Annotated in this window: 18 protein-coding genes; all 18 read left to right on the top strand. The window is 38.1% G+C overall.

The features are described from left to right. The first annotated feature begins 100 nt into the window (after nt 1-100). The 18 genes from CDG79_RS03170 (at nt 101) to CDG79_RS03085 (ending at nt 24,914) form a co-directional block, all read left to right on the top strand. Entirely contained in the window at nt 101-3,127 is a 3,027-nt protein-coding gene (locus CDG79_RS03170; protein WP_094340611.1) for a N,N-dimethylformamidase beta subunit family domain-containing protein, read from the top strand. A gap of 25 nt (nt 3,128-3,152) precedes the next feature. After that, nucleotides 3,153-4,145 carry a hypothetical protein gene (locus tag CDG79_RS03165; protein WP_094340661.1) on the top strand — a complete coding sequence of 331 codons (993 nt, stop codon included), beginning with the start codon at nt 3,153-3,155 and terminating at the stop codon, nt 4,143-4,145. A gap of 193 nt (nt 4,146-4,338) precedes the next feature. Further along, the gene (locus tag CDG79_RS03160; protein ID WP_094340608.1) at nt 4,339-6,645 is read left to right on the top strand and encodes a glycosyltransferase; all 2,307 of its coding nucleotides are present in this window, start codon (nt 4,339-4,341) and stop codon (nt 6,643-6,645) included. Nucleotides 6,646-6,822: 177 nt separating this feature from the next. Continuing rightward, on the top strand, nt 6,823-8,013 hold the full coding sequence (locus CDG79_RS03155) for a glycosyltransferase family 4 protein (protein WP_223277994.1): 1,191 nt from the start codon (nt 6,823-6,825) through the stop codon (nt 8,011-8,013). Beyond that, a complete protein-coding gene (locus tag CDG79_RS03150) occupies nt 8,010-9,239 on the top strand; it encodes a glycosyltransferase family 4 protein (protein ID WP_442937374.1) in 1,230 nt (409 codons plus the stop codon). The genes CDG79_RS03155 and CDG79_RS03150 overlap by 4 nt, the downstream gene beginning before the upstream one ends. A gap of 40 nt (nt 9,240-9,279) precedes the next feature. Further along, nucleotides 9,280-11,493: an NAD-dependent epimerase/dehydratase family protein gene (locus CDG79_RS03145; RefSeq protein ID WP_094340602.1), complete on the top strand. Its 2,214-nt coding sequence runs from the start codon at nt 9,280-9,282 to the stop codon at nt 11,491-11,493. After that, the gene (locus CDG79_RS03140) at nt 11,490-12,596 is read left to right on the top strand and encodes an acyltransferase family protein (protein WP_094340599.1); all 1,107 of its coding nucleotides are present in this window, start codon (nt 11,490-11,492) and stop codon (nt 12,594-12,596) included. The genes CDG79_RS03145 and CDG79_RS03140 overlap by 4 nt, the downstream gene beginning before the upstream one ends. Nucleotides 12,597-12,646: 50 nt before the next feature. After that, nucleotides 12,647-13,981: a glycosyltransferase gene (locus CDG79_RS03135; RefSeq protein ID WP_094340596.1), complete on the top strand. Its 1,335-nt coding sequence runs from the start codon at nt 12,647-12,649 to the stop codon at nt 13,979-13,981. Continuing rightward, the gene (locus CDG79_RS44700; protein WP_094340594.1) at nt 13,978-14,229 is read left to right on the top strand and encodes a glycosyltransferase family A protein; all 252 of its coding nucleotides are present in this window, start codon (nt 13,978-13,980) and stop codon (nt 14,227-14,229) included. The genes CDG79_RS03135 and CDG79_RS44700 overlap by 4 nt, the downstream gene beginning before the upstream one ends. A gap of 164 nt (nt 14,230-14,393) precedes the next feature. Beyond that, entirely contained in the window at nt 14,394-15,347 is a 954-nt protein-coding gene (locus tag CDG79_RS03125) for a glycosyltransferase family 2 protein (RefSeq protein ID WP_094340591.1), read from the top strand. Between the two features lie 25 nt (nt 15,348-15,372). Next, a complete protein-coding gene (locus tag CDG79_RS03120; RefSeq protein WP_094340588.1) occupies nt 15,373-16,242 on the top strand; it encodes a class I SAM-dependent methyltransferase in 870 nt (289 codons plus the stop codon). Between the two features lie 89 nt (nt 16,243-16,331). Further along, a complete protein-coding gene (locus CDG79_RS03115; RefSeq protein WP_189524860.1) occupies nt 16,332-17,411 on the top strand; it encodes a glycosyltransferase family 4 protein in 1,080 nt (359 codons plus the stop codon). Continuing rightward, nucleotides 17,408-18,646 (top strand): glycosyltransferase, encoded by a 1,239-nt coding sequence (locus CDG79_RS03110; RefSeq protein WP_094340583.1) that lies wholly within the window; start codon nt 17,408-17,410, stop codon nt 18,644-18,646. The genes CDG79_RS03115 and CDG79_RS03110 overlap by 4 nt, the downstream gene beginning before the upstream one ends. 260 nt (nt 18,647-18,906) lie before the next feature. Continuing rightward, on the top strand, nt 18,907-20,136 hold the full coding sequence (locus CDG79_RS03105) for an acyltransferase family protein (RefSeq protein ID WP_094340580.1): 1,230 nt from the start codon (nt 18,907-18,909) through the stop codon (nt 20,134-20,136). Between the two features lie 103 nt (nt 20,137-20,239). Next, a complete protein-coding gene (locus CDG79_RS03100) occupies nt 20,240-20,437 on the top strand; it encodes a hypothetical protein (RefSeq protein WP_094340577.1) in 198 nt (65 codons plus the stop codon). A 161-nt stretch (nt 20,438-20,598) separates the two neighbouring features. Next, complete coding sequence (locus CDG79_RS03095) at nt 20,599-21,627, top strand: glycosyltransferase (protein ID WP_094340574.1); 1,029 nt, start codon at nt 20,599-20,601, stop codon at nt 21,625-21,627. Nucleotides 21,628-21,840: 213 nt separating this feature from the next. Continuing rightward, entirely contained in the window at nt 21,841-23,148 is a 1,308-nt protein-coding gene (locus CDG79_RS03090; protein WP_094340572.1) for a glycosyltransferase, read from the top strand. 278 nt (nt 23,149-23,426) lie between these two features. After that, nucleotides 23,427-24,914 (top strand): hypothetical protein, encoded by a 1,488-nt coding sequence (locus tag CDG79_RS03085; RefSeq protein WP_094340570.1) that lies wholly within the window; start codon nt 23,427-23,429, stop codon nt 24,912-24,914. The last annotated feature ends 225 nt before the right edge of the window (nt 24,915-25,139 follow it).

The following is a 25,139-nucleotide window of genomic DNA, read 5'->3' as shown; positions in this document are numbered from 1 at the left end:
CCTCTAGCTATCTGTGACATTCTTTTTTCAAATTGGTATGAGAACCTCTTGTGGCAACGTTTTTACCATCGGTAATCATTAAACTTCATAGGAAATAGCTATGACTATCCTTTTTACCAGTCAAGTCCCAAGCATTTCAAACTACACCGATAGCGTTCCCTACGAATTAGGGATGAAATTCCACAGCAATACAGGCGGACAAATTAACGCCATTCGCTTCTGGAAAGCCCCTAGCGAAACAGGAACGCATATTGGCAAGATATGGAATGCAACAGGAACGCTCTTGGCAAGCGTCACTTTTTCTAACGAGACGGCTTCTGGCTGGCAGAGTCAGGCTCTGGCCACACCACTTAACATTCAAGCTAATACTACTTATGTGGTCTCTGTCAATGTAAACAGCTATTACGTAGCTACCAACGATCAGCTAGGCAGCTCCATCGTCAATGGGAATCTTAGCTCAGTAGCAGATGGTAGCAATGGGGTGTTTAATGGGACTCCAGGAGCCTTCCCAACCGGTTCTTACCGGAATACTAACTATTTTCGTGACATCGACTTTGTAGCTGCTTCCCTGCCTACGATTACAAAGACTAGCGGCGATAATCAGACTGGTGCAGCCGGAACTGCATTGCCCAATCCTTTGGTTGTTCAGGTCAAAGACAGTGCTGGAAATCCTCAGTCAGGGGTCACGGTGAACTTTGCCGTTACTAGTGGTGGGGGTTCAGTCTCGCCTACAAGTGCAGTAACTAATGCTAGCGGTCAGGCTAGTACCATGTTAACTTTGGGAGCTGTCCTTGGCTCAACCCTACCAATAACAAATGCTGTAAGCACCACGGCTGCCGGAGTAGGTAGTGTTAACTTTTCAGCTACTGCTAGTCCCACAGGAAACACCCAAGTTATCCTGACAACTCAAGTGCCAAGCGTTCCAAATGCCACTGATAACGCTTCCTATGAATTAGGTTTGAAATTCCGCAGCGCTAAAGGGGGACAGATTTCCGCCATTCGCTTCTGGAAAGCTGCTAGTGAAACAGGAACTCACATTGGCAAAATATGGAATGCAACGGGAACGCTCTTGACAAGCGTCACTTTTTCTAACGAGACGGCTTCTGGTTGGCAGGAGCAGCTTCTAGCAACGCCAGTAAACATTCAAGTTAATACGACTTATGTGGTCTCTGTCAATGCAAACACCTATTACGTAGCTACTTATGATGAACTGGCCAGTTCCATAGTTAATGGTGATCTTAGCTCAGTAGCAGATGGCAACAATGGGGTCTATAATACAAACCCGAATTCTTTCCCAACCAGTTCTTATCGGAATAGTAACTACTATCGCGACATTGCCTTTGTCGTCGGCAGTAACTTAGTTAAAGTCAGCGGAGACAATCAGATTGGTGCAACTGGAGCAGCTCTGCCCAACGCCCTAGTAGTGCAAGTCGTAAACGCTCAAAATAATCCTCAGTCAGGGGTCACGGTGAGTTTTGCCGTTACTAATGGCGGGGGATCGGTGTCGCCCACTAGTGTAATAACTAACGCTAGTGGTCAAGCAAGTACAATCTTGACATTGGGATCGGTACCCACTGCCCCTGGAGGGGTGGTAGTTACAGCGACGGTCGCAGGCATCGGTAGTATAGCCTTCTCGACTTCAGCGACTCCAGCAAACCCTAATCCCATATATTTGGAAAACCTGAATTCTGGCACAACTAACTGGAAGCTTGATAACCTTGGTAGTGGTGAAATCGCTGGCTATGCCTCGGCGACCAGTGTCAATAAAGGGGAATCTCTGGACATTAAGGTTTCTCTTGGACAAGCTGGACAATATACCATCGATGTGTACCGCTTGGGCTACTACGGTGGCACAGGAGGAAGGCTAATAGCAACTAGCGGCCCGCTCAATGGCACTACCCAAGCCGCCTGTACCAAAGACCCTGATACTGGACTGCTCGAGTGTAACTGGACAACTTCTTACGTCTTGCAGGTAAGCAATAACTGGACTAGTGGTATTTACGTTGCTAAACTGACTGACCAAGCAACTGGCAAAGTAGCGCATGTGTGGTTTGTCGTCCGCAATGATAGCAGCAATGCTGACATCCTGTTCTCAAGCGCCGTTTCTACTGTTTTAGCCTATAGCTCGACGGGGGGTCAAAGTTTGTACACCATGTACAGCATTGGTGGACAGAGAGCTTTTAAGGTTTCCTACGATGCACCGTTTTCCCAAGCAAGCGATCAACAGTCCACCCAGCCTGACAAACCTCTGCAATGGGAATACAATATGGTGCGCTGGTTAGAATCTCAAGCTTACAACATTACCTACACCGACAGTATGCAGATTCACACCAACGCACAAAGTTTGCTCAATCACAAAGTATTCTTGTCTGTGGGTCACGATGAGTACTGGTCTAAAGAAATGCGCGATCGTGTCGAAGCCGCTCGCAATAACGGAATTAATTTGGGATTTTTCTCTGCCAATACTTGTTATTGGCGAGTGAGGTTTGAAGATTCTACCCTAGCTGCTGGGCAAGTAAAGCCGAATCGGGTGATGGCATGCTACAAACAAGATTGGTCATTGGATCCAGTTGCCCAGCAGCAGGGGGCATCAGCAGCTACTAATAAATTCCGCAGCGTCCAAAACCAGCGGCCGGAAAACGCCTTGTTGGGAGTCATGTACGGTAGCGACTATAGTAATGTCTACGGTGGTGCTAATTTTGTCGTCAGCAACAGTAGCGATTCTTACTATGCGAATACGGGACTTCAGAATGGGGATCAGCTAACTTTATTAGTGGGCTACGAATGGGATTTTGTCGTTAATAATGGGTCTTCTCCTGCCGGTCTCATCACATTATCCCAGTCACCAGTCGAACCTTCTAGCTTATTGCCAAACTTTGACGAACCGCCTGGAGAAGAAGCCCTCCCTGCCAACCAAGATTTTACGAAATCCTATTCAGCCCGCTACACAGCTAGTAGTGGGGCTAAAGTCTTTGCCTCCGGCAGCATTCAGTGGGCGTGGGGGTTAGATAGCGAAGGTATTAACCCAGCTAGGGAAGATATTCGCGTCAAGCAAATGACTGTCAACATTTTAGCAGATATGGGAGCTAAACCCCAGGCACCAAATGCAAACCTCATTGTTCCTTAAATTATCATACTTAAAGAGTAAAAAAATGACACCACTGCAACGCCGACAATTTGGCAAGTTAGTAGCTGCCAGTTTGACTTCCACTGTTGTTGCCGACATCTCTAGTAAGGCGTTTGCTCAAAAGAGCGAATCAAGCAACGAGTCTCTTTATGGAATAAACGTCCTTAGTACATCCAATACTCGAAACCGAGAAAACCAAACTCCACCAGTGGAACTGAACACTGCCACTCTGCCGATAGGAAAAGTTATCTCTGCTAATCTGCTAGATCAAAAAGTTCTTTCTAAAGTTAATCTGCCAGTTCTGTCCGTTGAGAATCTATCGCCTGTAATAAAAAAACCTCGAGCCTTCTTTTTAGCTGACTCTGACCGGATTACAAAAGCGATAGTGCTTGGAGATAAGACTATTGTAATTTCTACAGTTTCTCACACGAAAAATGGTCAGTTCAACCATCTCATTTATTCTGTTGGAAGTGCTACTAATCGTCAATTCAGAGCAAAAAAAGTACTAGACTTCAAGAGTTCCAATCAAACTATTGAAAGTTTACTAAGTCTTCCTAATAATAAACTTCTATGCATAGTGGGAACTGAAGGTGTCCCGCCTTTTACCTTGAGAACGCTCGATTTCACAACTGGTAAAATTCTTTCTGGAGATGATCTATCCCTACCCTCACTGCTGCCCAACCATCGATTCGCTAACCTATGCCAAGATGCCAAGGGAAATATTTTTGCAACCGAGATCGGTTCAGAAGGTATCCCCATGTTAATCTCGATGAACTTGCAGGAGAAAGCCATAATTACTGGCAAGGTCAAAATGAAAAGATTGACCCGACTGACCGTTGAGGGAAAGCCTCTTATCAACGATGTTAAAGATTTGGGCTTCTCTGCTTCTGGCCAACTGTATGCGCTGGCTACTGACAGTAGTAGAAAAAACAATGTTCTATATACAGTAGACGTGAAAACTGGCAAGATGGAACCAGTAAAGAGCTTTGCTGTCGAAAAATTTGTGTTCTCTCTCTAGTACTACAAAGACACAAGACGCGATCGCATGAATCAAAACCGTTATGCGATCGCCCTAGGGATTTCTTTGTCTTGTTATGTTAAAGGAATGAAATACTGAGATAATCTGCTCATAACTATCACTAATGAGCGGGTAATTGAGGGTTTAAAAACTCTTGATTTTAATGTTAGTAAAGATTTAGTCAAGGAACTTTATGGAGAATATTGTCAAGCCAAAACTTGTATTTTTCCAATGGAAAAATACAAGTTTATCTCAATTTATAATTCTGCACAAACAACAGCATGTCAAGTGTCTATCAGAATTTTTTAACGTTATTGTAGTTAACGAAGATTGTAACTATCAGCAAATTTGTGATAATTATCAACCAGAATTAACACTTTTTGAAAGTGGCACCAACTATAAAGGTTGTCAAAAACTCAAAATTAGCAACACTAATGCTTATCCAAAAATACCTAAACTGGGCTTTCATAATGGAGATTCATGGTGTGAAGCGCGTGCAGGGTTTCTTTCTGATATGGAAAATTGGGGTATAGAAACTTTCTTTTCTATTGCTATTACTACAGCTGAACACACACCAGAGATTGCTGATAACTTATTTGTCTGGCCAAATTTTATTGATGTTGATACATATCGAGACTATGGACAATCAAAAATTATCCCAGTAATGTTCAATGGCTACATACACAATATGTACCCTTGGCGGCAACGAATTTTTGAAACTATTTCTAAAAATTATCCTTCACTCATTTGCCCTCATCTAGGATATAGTCAGAAGTTATCGTCACGCATGATGTATGGTCAACGTTACGCCCGTACTATCAATGCTTCTTATTTTGTACCAACATGTGGAACAGTAGAGAAAGAACTTGTTCGCAAACATTTAGAAATACCTGCATCTAAATCTTGTCTGATTACAGAAAAAACTGCATCTGTTGAAGCTAGCGGATTTATTGATATGCAAAATTGCGTATTCGCTGATGTTAATGACGTATTAGATAAAATTGATTATCTATTAAATAATCTAGAACAACTAGAAGAAATTACTAACGCAGGTTATCATCTTGTTCATTCTAGACACACTTTAAAACAACGAGATCAAATTTTTCAATGGTTTAATCTTTATAAAGAGCTCCAACCAAATCAAAAAATCATTCAAACCAGTCCTTTTGAACCATTGATCGTCGTTGAAAAATCATCTGGAATTAAGAATTCACATATTATTAGTAATGGATTAATTACAGAACTGATCCACCAAGGAGATGAAAAGCTCCGGCATCATCAATACAAAGAAGCAGAGACTTTATATCTCAAATGCGTCAATTATATAAGTTGGATGCCTGAGCCGAAATTGCGTCTAGCAATATGTAATCTTTACAAAGGGGATGCCAACATAGCACTTTATTGGATTACTCAACCAATCAAATATACACTTGAGGAATACCAAGCCTCAGATCCCGATCCGGTAGAGTGGGCTTATTTCATCATTTCTGTACTTTGTCATGGAGAATTAGATGATGCTATTAAGATTGCCCACCAATTTATATCTCTTTCTCACCCTATTTTAGATCGTACTCGTAAAATTATTTCCGTACTAGAAAATCAAGATACATTGCATGATATAGCTCAATCTCAGTCTAATTATCGTTATAGTGTTCACCAATTACCCGATCAAAGCTTTGATGATTGGGTTAATCATATCTGTATTATGCTTCGCTCATGTAAACAGTTAGAATTAGAGAAAAAATTAAAATCTTTCTCAGGCTCAGAACTACAACTCTCGGATAAAATGAAAGTTTCTCATAACTATGATGTACATCCTAAGTATTATTTTAAGCGATATCAAAATGATTTAACAAAATCTCTAAGAGCGAAAATAAAAGCAATTTTTGCTCAAAAGTTACATTATTTAGAAACTAAGTTTGGCTATTTTCTGCCTTATAAATTTTCAAAAATAAAATATGATGAACCTTTTTGCACTATTAGAGTCATAGCAGAAAATGATCGTGTGAAGTCAGCTTTATTGCTTGGAGCGTCTAACGGAAAAGTAGGAACTGAATCTTTGTTAGCAGGTATACAAAAAAATCCAAATAGACCAACAGTATTTTGCATGAATATTTTAACAACTAGATTTATGCAACTACAAAAACGTTACGATCATAATAATCATATTAGAACGTGTCAGATCACGTCTAACATTAAGGAAATAAGTCACAAAATAAAAACTATTAAGCAAGAAAATAATGGTTTTGATTTGGTATTAATTGATGGCTCAGAATTTGGTTTTAACATTGATTTAGAAGAATTAATAGATTCCAAATACATTATTCTAGAAAATATTAATACATTCTGCAATTATCAATTATACCAAAAGTTAATGTTGAATAAAGAATATGGGTTAGTATTTCATACTCTTGCTTTCAGAAATGGATATGCCTTATTTGAAAAAGGTAATAATCACGATAATTATTTATTGGTAGAAAAAAACAACATCAATATATAAGTAAGTAAGTAAGTAAGTAAGTAAGTAAGTGGGTATAAATAATTGTCATAAGGATAAAACAATAGGCAAAAGACAATAAATATAAGGATTTTAGCCTAGTGAATTTATTTACATAATTGGATTTTATTGTACAAAATTACTTAGTAAAATAGGTTAAGCCTTTTATCATCTGAGTGATTGCAATTAAATTATTACTTAAGTTTAGGCTCTCTTTTTCCATGCTATTCACTGCAATTATTTGATTCATTCAAATTGATGAAAATTGCCTTTGTTTCTACTAATGGATTTGCCCCTTGGGGAGGAAGTGAAGAACTCTGGTCTCAAACTGCTATACGCATGAGCCAGCAAGGATTTACTGTGGGTGTAAGCATTAAAGGATGGACAAATGAAGCAAAACAAGTATCAGAGATGGAAGCTTCTGGTTGTATCGTTGTACGCCGATGGTACAACAAAAGCCGTATCCAAAGACTGGTATCTAGACTATACAACTCTGATTGTGAGTTTGGATTTCTCGATCAATTTAGACCTGAACTAGTCATCATATCTCAAGGTGATAACACTGACGGACTAAATTGTATGGAAGCCTGCTTAGAGAGAAGTATTCCTTTTGTTGTGATTACTCAAGTTGCGACAGAGAGTATGTGGCCATGTGATGAAGTAGTCATAAGATTAGCTAAAGCTTATACAAAAGCAGAACAGTGCTTTTTCGTATCACATGCTAACTTGAAGCTCACAGAAAAGCAGTTAACAGTCAAACTTGAGAATGCGAAAGTTATTAGAAATCCCTTTAAAGTTTCTTATGAGACAAAACTTAGTTGGCCAGAAGAAAACCGAAATTTTAAGTTAGCTTGCGTAGCTCGTCTAGACCCTTTAGCTAAAGGGCAAGATTTGCTATTTGAACTTTTAAAAACAAATAACTGGAAAACGAGACCTCTTGAAATATCCCTTTTTGGTAATGGCTCCAATTCACAGTCTTTACGTCAATTAAAAATACTTTGGAATTTAGAAAACGTGCATTTTTATGGTTTAGTTAATAATATTGAGTCTATTTGGGAAACCCATCATGCTTTGATATTACCCTCACGTTTCGAGGGTTTACCTCTTGCGGTAGTTGAAGCTATGTTATGTGCGCGTCCCTGTATTGTGACGGATGTAGGTGGTAATAGTGAAGTTATTCAGGATGGAGTTAGTGGATTTATAGCAGCAGCTCCTAAATTAGAGTTTCTAGATGAGGCTCTAGAACGGGCTTGGCAAAAAAGAGATTCTTGGTACGAAATAGGACAAACTGCTGCAATTAAAATCAGAGATTTAATACCAAGAGATCCAATTGGGGTGTTTGCAGATGAATTAAAAATATTAGTGAAATGATGAAAGTATTACAAATTAGTTTGAGCGATCACCTAAGTGCGGGTGGTGGCTCAATTGCTATGTATCGTCTTTATAATAGCTTAAAGAATCAAGGTGTTGATGGGAAAATTCTGGCAGCGCAAAAAAGCCTTGAATCTAATGATTCAAAACTAATTAATACAACATCTAAATTAGAGTCATTACTAAGGAGAGTTAGTTCAAAGTTCGGGTTAAATGATATCCATAAAATTAGCTCCTATAAGTTAACTAAAGATCCATTTTATTTATGGGCTGATATAATTAACTTCCATGTTATACATAGTGGTTTCTTTAACTACTTAGCAATTCCTGCTCTTACCGAAAGTAAACCAGCAGTTTTCACACTGCATGATATGTGGGCATTTACAGGTCATTGTATTTATAGTTATGACTGTACACGATGGAAGTTTGGTTGTGGGAAATGTCCCTATCCAAAAAGCTATCCATCTATCCAGATGGACAATACTGCATTGGAATGGAAGTTAAAAAAATGGACTTATAGCAACTCAAATTTAACTATTGTCACTCCCAGTCGGTGGCTTACTAACTTAGCCCAGCAGAGTATACTAAATTGTTTTCCTATTCACTATATTCCTTACGGAATTGATACAGAAGCATATAAACCTCTTGATACCGAAAAGTGTCGTTCTGTTCTGGGAATACCAACTAATAAAAAGGTACTCATGTTTGGAGCGCAATCAGTTAGCGATCGCAGAAAAGGTAGCGATCTATTACTTCAGTCTTTGTCTAAGCTACCTGCCTCTCTTAAAAGTGAGATAGTCGTGTTAATTTTAGGTAACAATGGTGATGTAATAGCGAAAGAAGCAGGAATAGATAGTTTATATTTAGGCTACGTCACTAACGATCGTTTAAAATCAATGGCTTATTCTGCTGCTGATTTGTTTATTTTTCCTACACGAGCTGATAATCTCCCTCTAGTTTTACAAGAAAGTATGGCTTGTGGTACACCAATGATATCTTTCAATGTTGGTGGAATTCCAGATTTAGTACGACCTAATATTACCGGTTATCTCGCTGAACCTGAAAAAACTGACAGCTTTTCCGAAGGAATTATTAATTTATTAGAAGATAATACTTTGAGGAGTGAAATGAAGAAAAATTGTCGAGAAATAGCTATTAAAGAATATGCATTAGATATCCAAGCTAGAAAGTATATAGATATTTATCAATCTCGAATTAGCGCATAAAACTTTAAGTTTACAAATTGCAGCCTTCACATTAAATCTTATGATAAATCCACAAACTTACTTAAATAACCTCAATTTAAAAATATTAGGTGGCGGAGCTGTTGTAACAGAGTACTACTTACCAGCCCTTGACCTTTTGGGTTTAATCTCTAACACTATTGTTACAGATACTTCTACAAAAACTCTGAGTAAGCTTAAACAACTTTCTCCCAATATTCAATGTGAAGAAGTAGACTTCCGCAATTACCTAAATAATATCTCTAGGCAGGGAGAATTTGATGCGGTAGTTATTGCCTTACCAAACCAATTCCATGTCGAAGCTGTTGAACTAGCTTTGATGAAAGGCTTTCATGTTCTCTGCGAGAAACCATTAGCAATGGATGCAGCAAGTTGTTTGAAGTTACATGAACTTGCAGAGAAAGCTGGAAAAGTGTTGGCTGTTGGAATGGTGAGACGACTACTTCCTTCAGTGACAGCCTTGAGGAATGCTCTAAAAAATCAACTCATTGGTTCACTTCAAAGTATTGAAATTGAATGTGGTGGGGCTTATGGATGGCTATCTGAGAGTGGTGCTTTTTTCCGAAAAGAAAATGGTGGTGTCCTCGCTGATATGGGAGTTCATTATCTAGATTTAATTGAAGATTTAGTTGGTTCCTTACAACCAATCAGTTACTATGATGATTGCTTTGGTGGAGTAGAAGCTAATTGTGAATTTGAACTGCTGGCTCAGGATCGGATTCCTGTTAAACTAATACTTTCTCGTACCCATGATTTGAAAAACACAGCTATTTTCAAAGGAGAATTAGGAGAACTAAATCTAGAACTTAATACCTTTGATACATGCTTTTGGCGCTCCTCTCAATCTGATAAACTTGCAGGCAAATTATATCTCCATAAATCCTTTGAATTTGGTGATTGGTTGCCAACATTTAATTCTTGCTTTGCAGAACAATTTGTAGAATTTGCCTCAGCAATACACGAGCAAAAAACACCAAGAGTGACAGCAAAACAAGCTGCTAATACTATAGGAATGATTGAGTGGGCTTATGCTCAACGTAATTTCTTGCTTTCTCCAGCATATTCCCAACAAGCAATTTCTCTTCCAGTATCAAAAGTAGTCGTTACGGGTGGCACTGGTTTTATTGGAGAACATTTAATTGCTAGATTAGTAAAGTTAGGATTTTCCGATATTGTTGTTCCTGTTCGCAACTATAAAACTTGTGCTAGTGCAGCTAGATTCCCTATTCAAATGCCGGGAATTGATTTATTAGATTACGAGCAAGTAAAAGCCAGTGTTGCTGGTGCAAAATTTGTATTTCATCTTGCCTATGGACGTGATGGAGGTAATGCTGCACAGGTCACGATTGAAGGCACGAAAAATGTAGTCAATGCAGCAATCGAATCTGGAGTGGAGTGTTTAATTATTCTCAGTACTATGTATGTTTTTGGACATCCTGAGACTAATCAATTAGTTGATGAATCCTGGCCTTATCAGCCTGCCGGCGGTGAATATGGCACTAGTAAAGCAAAAATGGAACGTTGGTGTCTTGCACGAGCTAAGTCTAGTCCTAATACTAGGATTGTCATTCTTAACCCATCTTGTGTTTACGGGCCTAGTGGGAAAACCTATACTAAATTACCTATAGATTTGGCTCGCACAGGTAATTTTTGTTGGATTGAAGAAGGAAAGGGAATTGCTAACTACACTTACGTAGAAAACTTGATTGATGCAATTCTTTTAGCAGCAAATTGTGAGACTGCACATGGTGAAAGATTCATTATCAATGATGGTTTTTGTTCTTGGCGTGAATTCATTACACCACTGATTGGGAAATTTGCTCATAACTTGCCTTCATACAGCCGTAGTCAGTTAATTAACAAATCCGATCGAACTCCAGCAGAAATGAAAGATTTAGTTCGCCATTTAATCCAAGATTTAGAATTAATTGATATTATCAATAGGATGCCTATACTTGGTAGTATTAAGCGACAAGCATTCAAATTAGTGCCGAAGGTGCATAATAATTTATTACAAGAGCAAGCTCAAATAACTTCACCTATAATGCTTGTAAACACACCATCTTTTCAACATCCACCAGCTTGGCTAGCAGATTTATTTTCTTCAACTATCACTCGGTTTTCATCGGAAAAAGCATCTAAAATTTTGGGTTGGAAACCTTTGGTTACTTTAAGTGATGGACAGGAAAAAACAGTATCTTTTTTAAGAAGTATAGGCTATACGGAACTGCTATGATTTTTTCTTCAGTTCAATCTAATCTAGGGCTTGCTTTTAACCATAAAAAAAATAGCTTAGGCTTTTTACGTTTCTTATTTGCTGTTTTAGTCGTTCTACAACATAGCTATATCCTTGGTAATTTCGGCAATGAGCCTTTATTATCTCTAAGTAAAGGACAGCTAAGTTCAGGTTCATTAGCTGTACATGCTTTCTTTATCATTAGTGGATTTTTGATAACTCGTAGTTATATTTCAAATCCCAATATTTGGCGTTATTCATGGCATCGAATCTTACGTATCTTTCCTGGTTTTTGGGTCTGCTTATTGGTTACTTCTTTTGTTATAGCTCCCATTGCATATATCAATGTACATGGAAATACAAGTGGTTATTTCTTAACATCAGATAGTCCATTTAGTTATGTTTTTAGTAATCTATTTTTATCAATTAAACAATCAGATATAGCTGGGCTGATGGCATCCCATCCAGAAAAATCATTGAATGGTTCTCTATGGACTTTAGAATGGGAATTTTTTCTTTATATCGCTATAGCTATTTTAGGTTCTTTATCCATACTTACAAAGTCCCGATGGATTGTTTTAGCTATCTTCTTAGTGCTATTATTAACTTACTTGTTAGACTCATGCCACTGCCGAATAATTTTATTATATTGGACTAGTAACAGAGTACCACCATTGTTAGTCTTGTTCTTTTCAGGTGCAGTTTTCTGGCTTTACAGGGAAAAGGTTTATTGGAATTCGATAATTTTCGTTAGTTTAGTGTTAGTTACTTCAGTGGCGATATATCTTAATTTATATGCCTGGGTAGAGCCATTAACTTTACCATACATTATTTTATGGCTATCTATAAATCTGCCTTGGAGCAATTTTGATAAACATAGTGATTATTCTTATGGAATTTATATCTACTCATTTCCTATACAGCAACTTCTTGTTCAATTTAATTTATACGAGTTTGGTGTTGGTTTTTATTTTATGCTTTCATTATTACTGACAATACCATTAGCTATTCTTAGCTGGCATTTTTTTGAAAAGCCTGCTTTGCAGTTCAAAAATAAAAATATTAATTCTATTAATTACTTTTTAATCAAAGTAAAAAAATAACTTTTTATTGACAATAATAATTTAACAAAAAATTGGTTGTTAGGACTTAAATGAAAGTCATCCAAACTCTCGGATACTATTTTCCTGAATCTTCTGGAGGTACAGAGGTTTATGTCGATGGATTAGTAAATCAATTAAACTCCCAAGGTGTAAAAAGTATTGTTGCTGCTCCTCAAAAAGGAACTCAGGAAATAACCTATGAACATAATGGTATTAGCATCTATCGTTATCCTGTTTTTCGCGATCTCACCCTTGAGCAAATCCGTGATGTTACACCGCATGGTGGGTTTGAATATTTTGCTCAGTGGCTCCAGCAACAAAAAGCTAACATCTACCATCAACACTCTTGGGCGACTGGTTGCAGCATACACCACATGCGACAGGCGAAACAACTAGGGATGCCAACAGTGTTAACCGTCCATGTCCCTGGATATATCTGTTTGCGTGGCACAATGCTATTGAATGGGCAACAAGTCTGTGACGGACGCATTGAGCAGGTACGGTGTGGTAACTGTTGGGCTATGGCGCGAGGCATACCAGCAAGCCTAGCACCCCTATTGTCTAGAATACCCCTACCCTTAAGTGCGATCGCCTCTTCCTCATTATCTAATAACCGTCTAGCTACTGCTCTAGCTACACCAACTTTGGTTGCTACACATCAAAATCGTTTACTGGAGATGGTAGATTTGTCCGATCGCATAGTAGCTGTCTGTCAATGGCTCTATGATGCATTGCTGCTGAATGGCGTAGCCAAAGAAAAACTCGTTTTGTGCAGACAGGGAGTAGATTCAACTTATCCCAAAGCTAAACCTAATTCAAAATTCAGTATACAGACGAGCGAGCCTCTAAGAATAGGTTTTTTGGGACGTTGGGACAAAATCAAGGGCATTCATATACTAGTAGAGGCGGTGTGCCGCCTACCATTAGATGTATCAGTCGAACTGGTGATTCACGGGTTAGTACAGGGAGACGAAGGGAGAGCCTATCAGCAGCAGGTTTTGGCTAGAGCAGCTAACGATCCTCGCATTCGCGTAGCAGAACCGCTATCACGTGCTGCTGTACAGGATACCCTTGCCAGCTTTGATGTTTTAGCTGTACCATCCCAGTGGCTGGAAACTGGACCACTAACTGTTTTAGAAGCTCTATCTGTGGGTACGCCAGTTTTAGGTTCCAATCTTGGCGGAATAGCAGAGTTAGTGCGGCATGGTATAGATGGGTGGTTAGTCCCAGCTATGGATGTTGCAGCTTGGAGTGAGGCTATAGCCTATCTTACTCGTAACCGGAATGTCTTAGACAAACTACGTCAGGCGATCGCGTCGGTGAGGACGATGAAGGAAGTGGCATTAGAAATGGCAAATCTTTATCAACAAATGGAGAATTTATGACTAAAGTCAGAGCAGAATTTAGCACCAACCAAGGAGCAAGTGTAGCTCGTAACCGAGGGACAGACTTAGCACAGGGTAAATTCATTCAATATCTTGATGCTGATGATTTATTGCGACCGTCATTACTATTTAGTTTTATAAAAACTCTGGAATTACCTATTCCGGCTCTTCAGTTCATTTTATGGAAACGAGCAGCACTATGTTGCAGAATATCCTTGGAGAAGCATATTAAATGGTTTTTTAGTTAGAGGACGCATCAACTTAGAAGCTATCTGGAAAATTAAAATTCGAGAGGGTAAAGCTCTGCGGAAAGAACTATTAAAGGATTATTTATTAGACCTTATTTCTCTAATTAAATATCGTGTAAAACGTAAAATAAAAACTATCATGAAAATTTTAACTATTATCTCTAATGGAAATTAAAAAAGTCTCCGTCATTATTCCTTGTTATAATACTGAGCGATTTCTAGCTCAAACCATTGAAAGTGTTTTCTCGCAAACTTTTGCTGATTATGAAATTATTTTGATAGATGATGGTTCAACAGATGGTACAGCAGAAGTAATCAAATCCTTTGGAAATAAAGTCAGAGCAGAATTTAGCGCCAACCGAGGAGCAAGTGCAGCACGTAACCGAGGAACAGACATAGCACAAGGTAAATTCATTCAATACCTTGATGCTGATGATTTATTACGATCTGATGCTTTAGACAAACGAGTCAATGCTTTAGAAGCCAGTGGTGCTGATGTTGCTTACTCAGATTGGCAAAAGTTGGAGGAAAATGAAACAGGTGAGTTTTTGCCAGGTAACGTCATTGCCAGAAAAATTGAAGACGTTCACCCCGATCCTCAAATTGCCTTGTTCACTAATTTCTGGGCACCACCAGCTGCTCTCCTCTATCGTCGGGAAATTGTAGATGCAATAGGAGGTTGGAATGAGTCATTACCGATTATTCAAGATGCACGTTTTCTGTTGGATGCAGCCTTAGTAGGTGGTAAATTTATCTATGTACCGGGGGTAGGAGCCGATTACCGCGTTCATAAAAACAAAAGCTTATCTAGTCGCGATCCTGTAGGTTTTGTAAAAGACTGTTTTCATAATAACTGCCAAATCGAAGAGTTTTGGCGGCATCATGGTGGACTTACTCCAGAACGTTCTTCTGCCTTAGTTAATGGGTATGATTACACTTCTCGTACCCTGTTTATGACAGAAGAAAAACTTTTTCAAGAAAATCTGCACCGTCTTTATCAACTACAACCGGGCTTCAGTCTCAGTTTCCCAAAATTAGTAGGAATGATGTCCACTATCTTAGGTCAACAGATGACACGCTCTGTAATGAAACTTTTAGGAAAAACTCACGTTTCTTAATCCAGAATATTACCTTCAAAAACAAATGAATAAATTAGCTTTTTTCAGTCAGATTGTTAACAAACAACTTAGTGGTCAAAGTCGCTATTGTCCTCATTGTGAAAGTGAAAGAACAATTCTAATCCAGCGAAAAAAAATTCTTTTAGAACTGCGTCAATGTCAAGAATGTTTTTTGATGTACCGCTATCCTAAAGACGGAGTAGCAGACAATATTGATTTTTATCAATCTGAATATCAAGAAGGAATGACCACTGATATGCCAGATGAAGTAGAACTAAAAAAATTGTTGGAATTGGGATTTCGAGGTAGTCAGATTGATTTATCTAATAACATACAAATCGTTAAACAGTATATAAATCATGGGTCTTTGCTAGACTATGGTTGCTCTTGGGGGTATGGCGTAAATCAATTTAATCAAGCTGGCTACGATGCTGTTGGCTTTGAAATCTCAAAATCTAGATCGGAATATGGACGCAAGCATTTATCAGTAAAAATTTTGGATGAATTGCTTGATCTAGAAGAATTTAAACCCCATTCTTTTGATATTATCCATACTAGTCATGTTTTAGAACATTTGCCAGAACTAACTCAAGCTTTTTCGCTTTTTCAAAAACTAATTAAACCGACTGGATATTTAATTATCTTTGTTCCTAACGCTGGTGGTCAATCCGCACGCAATCTTGGCGTAGGTTGGGGCCCGATGATTGGAGAAAAACATACTTTAGCGTTGGATGCTAGATTTTTTGCTAACAATTTACCTAAGTATGGATTTATCCCTGTTTTTAACAGTCCGCCTTATGATAATACTCCTGTAGCTTATGAATCAGAAGAACAAGCAAGTATGGCATTTCCGGGAGATGAATTACTAGTAATTGCTCGTCCTATCAATAGCTAATTTGCCTATCTTCTATGAAAGTCTTAATCTCTTGCGGTACTAAATTTCATTCAGATCATCTTGCTTATCAGTTACAGAACAGGAATAGCTTGTACAAGCTAATCACTTCCCATCCATCATTTGCTTATAAGAGAGTGCCAGTAAATCGAGGAAAAATAATATTTTTACCCCCAATATTCACCGTATCCCTGATTCTGGATAAGCTGTTAGGTAAATTTTATTTTTTTAAATCGCCTTTTGAATGGCTACTGGCTGTAGTTTACGATTGGATGGCTAGTTTGCGTGTAGGAAACCCAGATGTTTCTATATCTTGGGCTTGGGCCAGCCTACAAACCATTAGAGCAGTCAAAACAAAAGGTGGTATTGCCATTCTTGAAGAGTGTGGTTCGTGTAACAAACATCAAGAGCAATTATTGTTTGAAGAATATGAGCGATTAAATTTAGATTATGAGTCCAAAACATTCAATAAGATAATTACTAGAGAATTACAAGAATGTCAGGAGGCAGATTATATATTATGCCCTTCTAGATATGTCGCCGACTCTTTGAATAAATGCGGAATATCAAATCATAAGTTAATAGTCATTCCTTATGGTGTAGAGCTTAATTTATTTAATCGCCAACCAAAAAAAGATAGGATTTTCCGAGTGTTATTTGTAGGGAGTGTTGGAGTTCGTAAAGGGCTAATTTACTTATTTCAAGCTTTAAAAGATTTAAAATTAGATAATTTTGAATGTTTAATTATCGGTTCAGTGGAATCAGCCTTTCAAGATATTTTCACAGAATATCAGCAATACTTTACTCATATACCAAGAGTAGAACACTCCCAACTCAAAGAGTATTATTCTAATTCCTCAGTATTTGTTTTACCTAGCTTAGATGAGGGAATGGCTTACGTACAGTTAGAAGCTATGGCTTGTGGCTTACCTGTAATTTGTACTCCCAATTCTGGAGGAGATTCTGTAATCAGAGAGGGAGAAGAAGGTTTTATCATCCCCATTAGGGATTCTCAAGCAATTCAAGAAAAAATACAGTATCTCTATCAAAATCCGCAAGAATTGAGCAGAATCGGCAATAACGCACTCAAAAGAGCCAAGGAATTTACTTGGGATAACTATGGTACTCACCTGGAAACGGCGTTAAAAGAACTGTTAGCAAAAAAGGTATGAGTCGCAAACGGGTTTGTTTAGTCAGTCCGGGTCATGTATCCTGCAATCCTAGATTATTGAAAGAAGCAAATGCTTTACATGATGCGGGTTTTCATGTGCGAGTAGTTGCTGGAAACTATTCAGCCGAAGCCCGTCTTTTAGATGAAAGTATTTTGCCCCAAGCGCCCTGGTCATGGACACAAGTCACTTTAGGAGCCAAACCAACCTATTTGATGCGTAGACTCTGGCAAGAATTGGCTAGGAGAGTCGCAACGACAGGTTGGATTCCCCATTTGTCTGTAGCTATTTGGGCACATAGTTCTATGAGTGCCAAGCTTGCCAAAGCGGCCGCGGCTGAATCTGCTGACCTTTACATTGCCCATTGTTTGGCTGCACTTCCAGCAGCGGCTTTTGCCGCTCAAAAACATCATGCCAAACTAGGGTTCGATGCGGAAGACTTTCATATTGGCGAATTAACTGACACTCCAGCCAACCAGACAGAGATTCGGGTGCGCGATCGCATTGAACGTACTTTATTACTTCGTTGTCAACACTTAACTGCTGCTTCACCAGGAATTGCTACCGCTTACGCTAAACGTTACGGGGTAAACATGGAACCGATTTTGAATGTATTTCCCCTAGCAGAAGCACCAGCGACCACAGAGCGACAACAGGGCGATCGCGTTGGTTCAGAACCTTCCCTGTACTGGTTTTCCCAAACTATAGGCCCCGGTAGAGGATTAGAATCAATCCTACATGCAATAGGGCAGATGCAAACCCCTGTGCGTTTGCACTTACGAGGTATTCTTATTCCTGGTTATTCAGAACAGCTGATGCAATTAGCCCAAGAGGTGGGAGTAGGCGATCGCCTTCACTTTCTTCCTCCTGCACCCCCCGATCAAATGGCTCGGTTAGCAGCTTGTCATGATATTGGGTTATCCCTGGAGCTAATTCAGCCTCGAAATCGAGCGATTTGTCTAACCAATAAAATTTTTGTTTATCTTTTAGCAGGATTACCTATATTAATGAGCCTTACCCCTGCTCAACAAGAATTTGCCAAACAATTAGGAGAGGTTGCTTTATTAGTAAATATCAATGACTCAGCAGCAGTAGCAGTAGCTTTAGATAGCCTATTATCTAATCCAGCTAAACTGCAATTTGTTCGTAATCAAGCTAGAAAATTAGGTAAAGGAATTTATAACTGGGATCTAGAACAGCAACATTTTGTAAAATTTGTAGAAGAAGTTTTGCAATGAATAAATCACTATAAACTATCTTTTAAACATGGTAGCTATTGGACTTTTCTAAAAAATCGATTCTGCGTTTAATGCCTATTGGCTGGCATTCATAATCACTATAATTATAAATTTATTCAAAGCACTTGCAAAACTTATCATAAACCCAAGCAAAAAGTTTTTTATAACGTATTTTAATGGTTTGAACGATTGCAAATTTACTCACAAAAACGCGATCGCAAAAACCTTAATTTACCCCACCTAAATTAATCTAAATTCTCATGAGAAATGTATATTTAGAACTGATCAGAGGAATAGCTGCACTAGTCGTTTTTACTGGTCATCTTACCCTTTATATTGATGGATTTAGAGAAGCCTTGGGAAATGTTACAATGCTAGTTAATTGGGGAACTGAAGCAGTTATAGTCTTCTTTATCCTCAGTGGAGCAGTAATTCGACTATCAATGGATGCCAATCCTAAAAGCAGGCTGCAATTTATTAAACATAGAATTGCTCGGATTATTCCACTGTATATTATCGCCATCATCCTAACAATTATAGTTTCATTTGCTGCTAGAAACGTACCAAGTGTGTCGGTTATAGTAGGAAATTTGCTATTTTTGCAAACTCTACAAGGCTATATCTATCCAACAATGTGGGCGAATATGCCATTATGGAGTCTCTCTTTTGAGATTTTCTTCTATTTAGCTTATACTCTGACAATAGGTAGATATCAGAATAAATTATTGTACATCTGGGTAATTACAAGTGTTGTTGCTGTAATTATTCAGTCATTATTGCCATTGACAGGAATATTTGGTCATTTCACTATTATATTTGCCTACTCAAGCATTTGGCTTCTTGGATATTATTCAACAGACATATCAAAATATGTAAAAGTGGATTTAATATTGGCTTATGCTTGGTTAGGTTTGTTACCAATGACCGCTCGATTACATTTTTCAGATGAATACTTTTTAGCAGTAAAGCATTTTATAGTAGGCTGTACCATTATCCCACTTTTTACTTTTTTGATCAGCCACCGAAAAATAGTTATAGATACAAAACAAGGAATAAGATTGAAATGGTTGCTATGGATAATGGTTTACACTATAGTTACATTGTTTAGTTTTAGAACTCAATCATTATTGATATCCAAGATTCTTTATGCTCTCTTGCCAATCTTAATGATTGCTACTATATGTTTGTATACAAAATACTTGCAATCAATCCAGATTAATAAAAACTTTTGTTTATTAATTGGTCAAATTTCTTATGCACTTTATATTATTCACACACCTATTATCCATGCAGTTAATCTATTATCATTTAATCTTGGCACAAAACTAATTTTAGCAATAATTATACCTGTAATTTTTGCTTATATTTTTGAGTTTTATTTCCATCCTCCTCTAGCCCGTAAAATTCTCACTTATGGTAGAACTAATAGCTTTTACAAATCAAAGAAAAGCAGCATAAAAGATTGTGTAAAAAATGGACTTGACGACTGAGCAAGATCAATGAGTTTAGTAGCAACTCTTGCTTTTTTGTAAAACCATAACTTCTTTTGTTTAAGGTTAATTATTCGAACTAGTCAGCTAGGAGAAAAAACAAATGTTAGCAACAGACTCTTTTAAAAAAGTAACTCAAAATTTAGATGATCCTTGGTATAGATTTTCTCGCATTTTCTCGGCATTAGAAAATCTAACACCAATAATTACTAAAAAGAGTAGCTGGCTCGAGCTAGGTTGTAACCAAGGACAGTTTGTTAATCTCTTGATTGATAAATATATGGTTTCAATATTAAACTAGTTTGGGGAGTTAGTCTGCTGCCGCAAAGATATTTAAAATATTCTTTATTTAGAATGATATCAGAGAATTTAGCTATCCTGTTTCCACAATTGTGTGGAAATATTATTCTAATTTGTCAAAGATAGGATTTTTTTTAAAAAAGCTTTTCTGAAAATCAAGCAATGCGAATTCTACTGAGTGTCGATCCAGAACTGCCAGTGCCGCCTAAACTCTATGGAGGCATAGAACGTATTGTGGATGTTTTAGTCACTAGGTTGCAAACTAAAGGTCATATCGTTGGACTAGTAGCTCATCCTGATTCTACCTCGCCTGCGGCTGAATTTTTCGCTTGGGCAGGCAGGCGATCGCAAAACAAATTTGATACAATTCAAAACACAATTCGTCTTTGGTCAGTAGTTCAGGAATTCCAGCCTGACTTAGTTCACAGTTTTTCTCGCATTCTCTATCTGCTACCTCTACTGGGTTCTCAACTGCCAAAAGTCATGTCTTACCAGCGCTACCCTACCAAGCGCACCACAAGTTGGGGAGCGAAGCTAGCTCAGGGAACTCTCACCTTTACAGGATGTAGTGACTATATTTGTACTCTGGGAAAGGCAAATGGCGGAACTTGGCATACCATTCACAATTGCGTTGAGCTAGAGAAGTATAATTTTGTGCCAAAAGTACCAGAGGACGCGCCGTTGGTATTTTTGAGCCGAGTAGAACGAATTAAAGGAGCGCATACTGCGATCGCAGTTGCTCGCAAAACAGGACGGCGTTTAATTATCGCTGGAAACTACAGTAAAACTGGAGAAGAAGGAAAGTACTGGCAAGAAGAAATTTTTCCCAATCTTGGCAAAAATGGGATTGAGTATGTTGGGACTGTTAACGATGCTCAGAAAAATGAACTTCTAGGAAAAGCTGCTGCCATGATTGTGCCGATTGAGTGGGAAGAACCTTTTGGTATTGTCTTTGCCGAAGCTTTGGCATGTGGTACGCCTGTTATTTCCTCCTCAAGAGGGGCATTACCAGAAATTGTCCGTCAAGGCATTGATGGCTATCTAGTTAATAGTTTTGAAGAAGCAGTTACTACTATTGAAAAATTACCAAATATTAACCGTCATAACTGTCGTCAACGTGTTGAGCAATGTTTTTCTGCTGATGTAATTGTAGAGCAGTATGAGAAGCTTTACCAACACATAAGTAGGTAAGCGTAAATAATTAAAGCTTTGTAGTCAAGGGTTTAGTGCGTTACGCTGTCGCTAACACACCCTACGTATCTTTTCAGAAATCAAATACCAGTCCTATCTCTATCTTTTTAACATACTTAATTGCATATTTAAGCTATGAATTGTATGAGAAAAATTTCATAAAAATGAAAAGGTATTTTGAGGATTCAAAAAATTTGACTATTCCAAAATCAAATGAACCATAAAGTTCTAATAGTTAGTCCCCATTTTCCACCAATTAACGCTCCCGATCATCAACGGGTGCGAATGTCTCTGCCCTACTTTGAAGAATTTGGTTGGGAACCTCACATTTTAACTGTTCGTTCAGATTGTGTTGAAGGAATCCAAGACCCCATACTAGCAAAAACAATTCCCTCTAATATCCCCGTTACATATACAGGAGCAATACCCCTTCGACAGACTCGGCTGATTGGTATGGGCAGTTTGGGATTGCGAAGTTTTCCCTATTTACTTAGAGCAGGCGATCGCCTCCTTCGCCTGCAAAAATTTGATTTGGTATATTTTTCAACGACCATATTCATCACTATGGCTCTAGGTCATAGATGGTACAGACGCTTCAGAATACCCTATATCCTAGACTTTCAAGATCCCTGGTTAAGTGATTACTACAAATATACAGACACTACTCCACCAGGAGGACGCTTCAAGTACGGATTTGCTCAACTCCAAGCAAAATTGCTGGAACCCAGGGCTATGAGTAAAGTCAGTCACGTAATTAGTGTTTCACCAGCATATCCGAAAACCTTACAACAGCGATACCCACATTTACAACCAAAACAGTTTACTGTTTTGCCTTTTGGAGCTCCAGAGTCTGATTTTAAGAAACTTCCCTCCCTCAATATTCAGCAAAACATATTTAACCCCAATGATGGTAAACGCCATTGGGTATACGTGGGCAGAGGTGGCGATGATATGGCCTTGGCTGTGAGAACTTTATTTCTGAGTATTCAGTCAGAGCGTCGCCATAATTCTAAACTTTGGCAATCAGTTCAACTGCATTTTGTTGGTACTAGTTATGCTCTTGGCAGTCAAGCCGTTAAAACTATAGAGCCAATAGCCCAAGAACTAGATGTTGCCGACTTAGTAACCGAATATCCTCATCGCATTCCCTACTTTGAGGCGCTACAAGTTCTCATTGATAGTGACGCTATTCTACTTATTGGCTCCGATGACCCTAGCTATACAGCTTCCAAACTCTACCCCTGTATTCTAGCCCGCAAACCCATCCTGGCAATTTTTCACCACGAGAGTTCTGTAGTTGATATTCTACAACGCTGCCAAGCTGGTCAAGCTGTTACCTTTACTTCATCAAACCAGCCTGAAGATTTGCTTTCGGAGATGGTTGCTCAAATTAATTGGTTGCTTTCTATGCCAAAAGGGTTTCAACCAAAAACTAACTGGTTAGCCTTTCAACCTTATACAGATCGGGAAATGACCCGCCAGCAGTGTGCCGTATTCGATCGGAGTCTTGCTAATTTATAGAAAAGGCAGTTCATCATAAAGTAACTCTTCGATTCCAGGTATTAAGTAAGTTGTGCGTTGAATAAATTGCGGAAGCCCTTAAACAAATAGTCAAGCATTTTGATTTATTCTAGTGAATACACGATTTTTTACAGGCGTGTTATCAATACTTACAATAGTAATAGTTCCTTCTAATTTTACAAATAAATCTCGTCCATTTGGAAACATTGAATTTCACATTCAGTTAGTCATTGCATGTACAAGCTTTATGCTAGTACCAATTTTATAAAATTATGGTTATGACATCTGGGTTTAACTTTCAGTCCCCTATAGGATTTAGCAAACATCAGAAACGTTGGTTTGTGAAAGCCTTTTGGATTATTCTGATGTTAATAGTACTAAAAATCATCACTGCTGATGCACCCTTTCTCAGTAAGATGGGTGCCCTATTAATTGCAGTAATGGCACTATTACCAGGCTATCTATGGTGTGCCGATCGTGCCAAAGGACTGCCGTTATTTCCAATAATGACACTAACCTACTTAGGCTCACATGCTTTTCCCCTTATTTCCAAAAATCCAAATATTATTAAGTATTCTGAAGAATTACATTTTAATGCAGCCGTAGTAGTTGCCATTTTTTTAGGAGTGGGAACAATAACTTGGCTTGCTTTCGTCAGTCGTGAACCTCAAGGCATATCTAAAATTAAAGTATTTAAACCAAACCAAATAACCCCTTTCTTTCTGCAAACAATCTTTTTTTCTATTATCTTTGATCTTTTACAAAATACTGGATATCTATGGTTAATAATACCTAGCTCGATTTATGCAATTTTGAAAACTGCAATACCGTCTCTCACTAGTCTGGGATTAATGATATTGGGTTATCAACTAGGAGCTAATCGCTTGAGTCGTAGAGAGTCAAGACTATTTATTTTGCTAACGGTAGTTATGATTTTTCAATCAGGAGTTAGTCTTTACCTTAGTGTCGCAGGTGTATATGTAGTATTAATGAGTTTAGGTTGGATGCTTGGTAGTGGCAAATTTCCGTGGCGATTATTATTGATCGCTTTTTTAGTCATATCGTTCCTAAACTTAGGGAAAGGAGAAATTCGATCCCTTTACTGGAATAAAGGCTCAATTCAACCCTCGCAATATATGACTGTATACATTACCTGGATTAATAATTCTTGGCAGCATATCAATACTCCTAAAGACAGTATAGGTAGTAATAAAAAAAAGCCAGAAAGCTTGGACGATCGTTCAAGCATTATACACATGCTGATGAAAGCAATTTCTGAAACGGGAACCTTAAGAGAATATATGCAGGGAAAAACTTATTCACTTATCCCTCAATTATTAATACCTCGGATATTTAACTCAAACAAGGTTCGTGGTAGTGAAGCCACCAATATGTTAAGCGTATATTATGGTTTGCAAACATATAAAGAGACATTCACAACCGAAATTGCCTGGGGTTTGTTACAAGAAGCTTATGCTAACTTTGGCAGGATAGGTTGCGCTGGTTTAGGAATATTTTTAGGAAGTTTATATGGATGGATAACTCGTTTGACTATGAATGTTCCAATTACATCATATCGATTTCTGCTATCACTGATTTTAATCATGCTGTCAATTAAAAACGAATTGACTTTGAGCTCATTTTTGAGTATTTTATCTCAAAGTACAATGATTTTATTAGTCATCAGAAGTTTCTTGATGAAAGGTATTAAATACTATCCCTCTCAGACCTATAGTATTTACCCTACTGGTGAACTACGTTTTTAAAGCTGCCATTTGGCTGAAAAATATTTAACTATACCTTAATTGCTTAGAGGTGATTTTAAAAGTATTTTATTTGGCTGTAATTTTAGGCATTTATTGACCCCCCTTAAAAAGGTAGATTTAGAGGGAAATATAACTTTTGATTCATGCCGACAAGAAAACTTTTAAAATATCCTCTTAAAAAATGCTATTAAAATTAAACTTCTGAGAAGATTTATCCATTATCTT

The organism is Nostoc sp. 'Peltigera membranacea cyanobiont' 232 (assembly GCF_002245985.1).
In the GTDB taxonomy this organism is placed as follows: domain Bacteria; phylum Cyanobacteriota; class Cyanobacteriia; order Cyanobacteriales; family Nostocaceae; genus Nostoc.
Note: the sequence above shows the minus strand (reverse complement) of the source record. Positions and strands in the feature narration are given on the sequence as shown.

Coding starts and splice junctions, on each gene's coding strand:
- CDG79_RS03145 (WP_094340602.1), top strand. CDS start 9,280: ATGATAAATCCACAAACTTACTTAAATAACCTCAATTTAAAAATATTA.
- CDG79_RS03100 (WP_094340577.1), top strand. CDS start 20,240: ATGTTAGCAACAGACTCTTTTAAAAAAGTAACTCAAAATTTAGATGAT.
- CDG79_RS03085 (WP_094340570.1), top strand. CDS start 23,427: ATGACATCTGGGTTTAACTTTCAGTCCCCTATAGGATTTAGCAAACAT.
- CDG79_RS03090 (WP_094340572.1), top strand. CDS start 21,841: ATGAACCATAAAGTTCTAATAGTTAGTCCCCATTTTCCACCAATTAAC.
- CDG79_RS03110 (WP_094340583.1), top strand. CDS start 17,408: ATGAGTCGCAAACGGGTTTGTTTAGTCAGTCCGGGTCATGTATCCTGC.
- CDG79_RS03165 (WP_094340661.1), top strand. CDS start 3,153: ATGACACCACTGCAACGCCGACAATTTGGCAAGTTAGTAGCTGCCAGT.
- CDG79_RS03140 (WP_094340599.1), top strand. CDS start 11,490: ATGATTTTTTCTTCAGTTCAATCTAATCTAGGGCTTGCTTTTAACCAT.
- CDG79_RS44700 (WP_094340594.1), top strand. CDS start 13,978: ATGACTAAAGTCAGAGCAGAATTTAGCACCAACCAAGGAGCAAGTGTA.
- CDG79_RS03105 (WP_094340580.1), top strand. CDS start 18,907: ATGAGAAATGTATATTTAGAACTGATCAGAGGAATAGCTGCACTAGTC.
- CDG79_RS03150 (WP_442937374.1), top strand. CDS start 8,010: ATGATGAAAGTATTACAAATTAGTTTGAGCGATCACCTAAGTGCGGGT.
- CDG79_RS03120 (WP_094340588.1), top strand. CDS start 15,373: ATGAATAAATTAGCTTTTTTCAGTCAGATTGTTAACAAACAACTTAGT.
- CDG79_RS03170 (WP_094340611.1), top strand. CDS start 101: ATGACTATCCTTTTTACCAGTCAAGTCCCAAGCATTTCAAACTACACC.
- CDG79_RS03160 (WP_094340608.1), top strand. CDS start 4,339: ATGGAGAATATTGTCAAGCCAAAACTTGTATTTTTCCAATGGAAAAAT.
- CDG79_RS03095 (WP_094340574.1), top strand. CDS start 20,599: ATGCGAATTCTACTGAGTGTCGATCCAGAACTGCCAGTGCCGCCTAAA.
- CDG79_RS03125 (WP_094340591.1), top strand. CDS start 14,394: ATGGAAATTAAAAAAGTCTCCGTCATTATTCCTTGTTATAATACTGAG.
- CDG79_RS03135 (WP_094340596.1), top strand. CDS start 12,647: ATGAAAGTCATCCAAACTCTCGGATACTATTTTCCTGAATCTTCTGGA.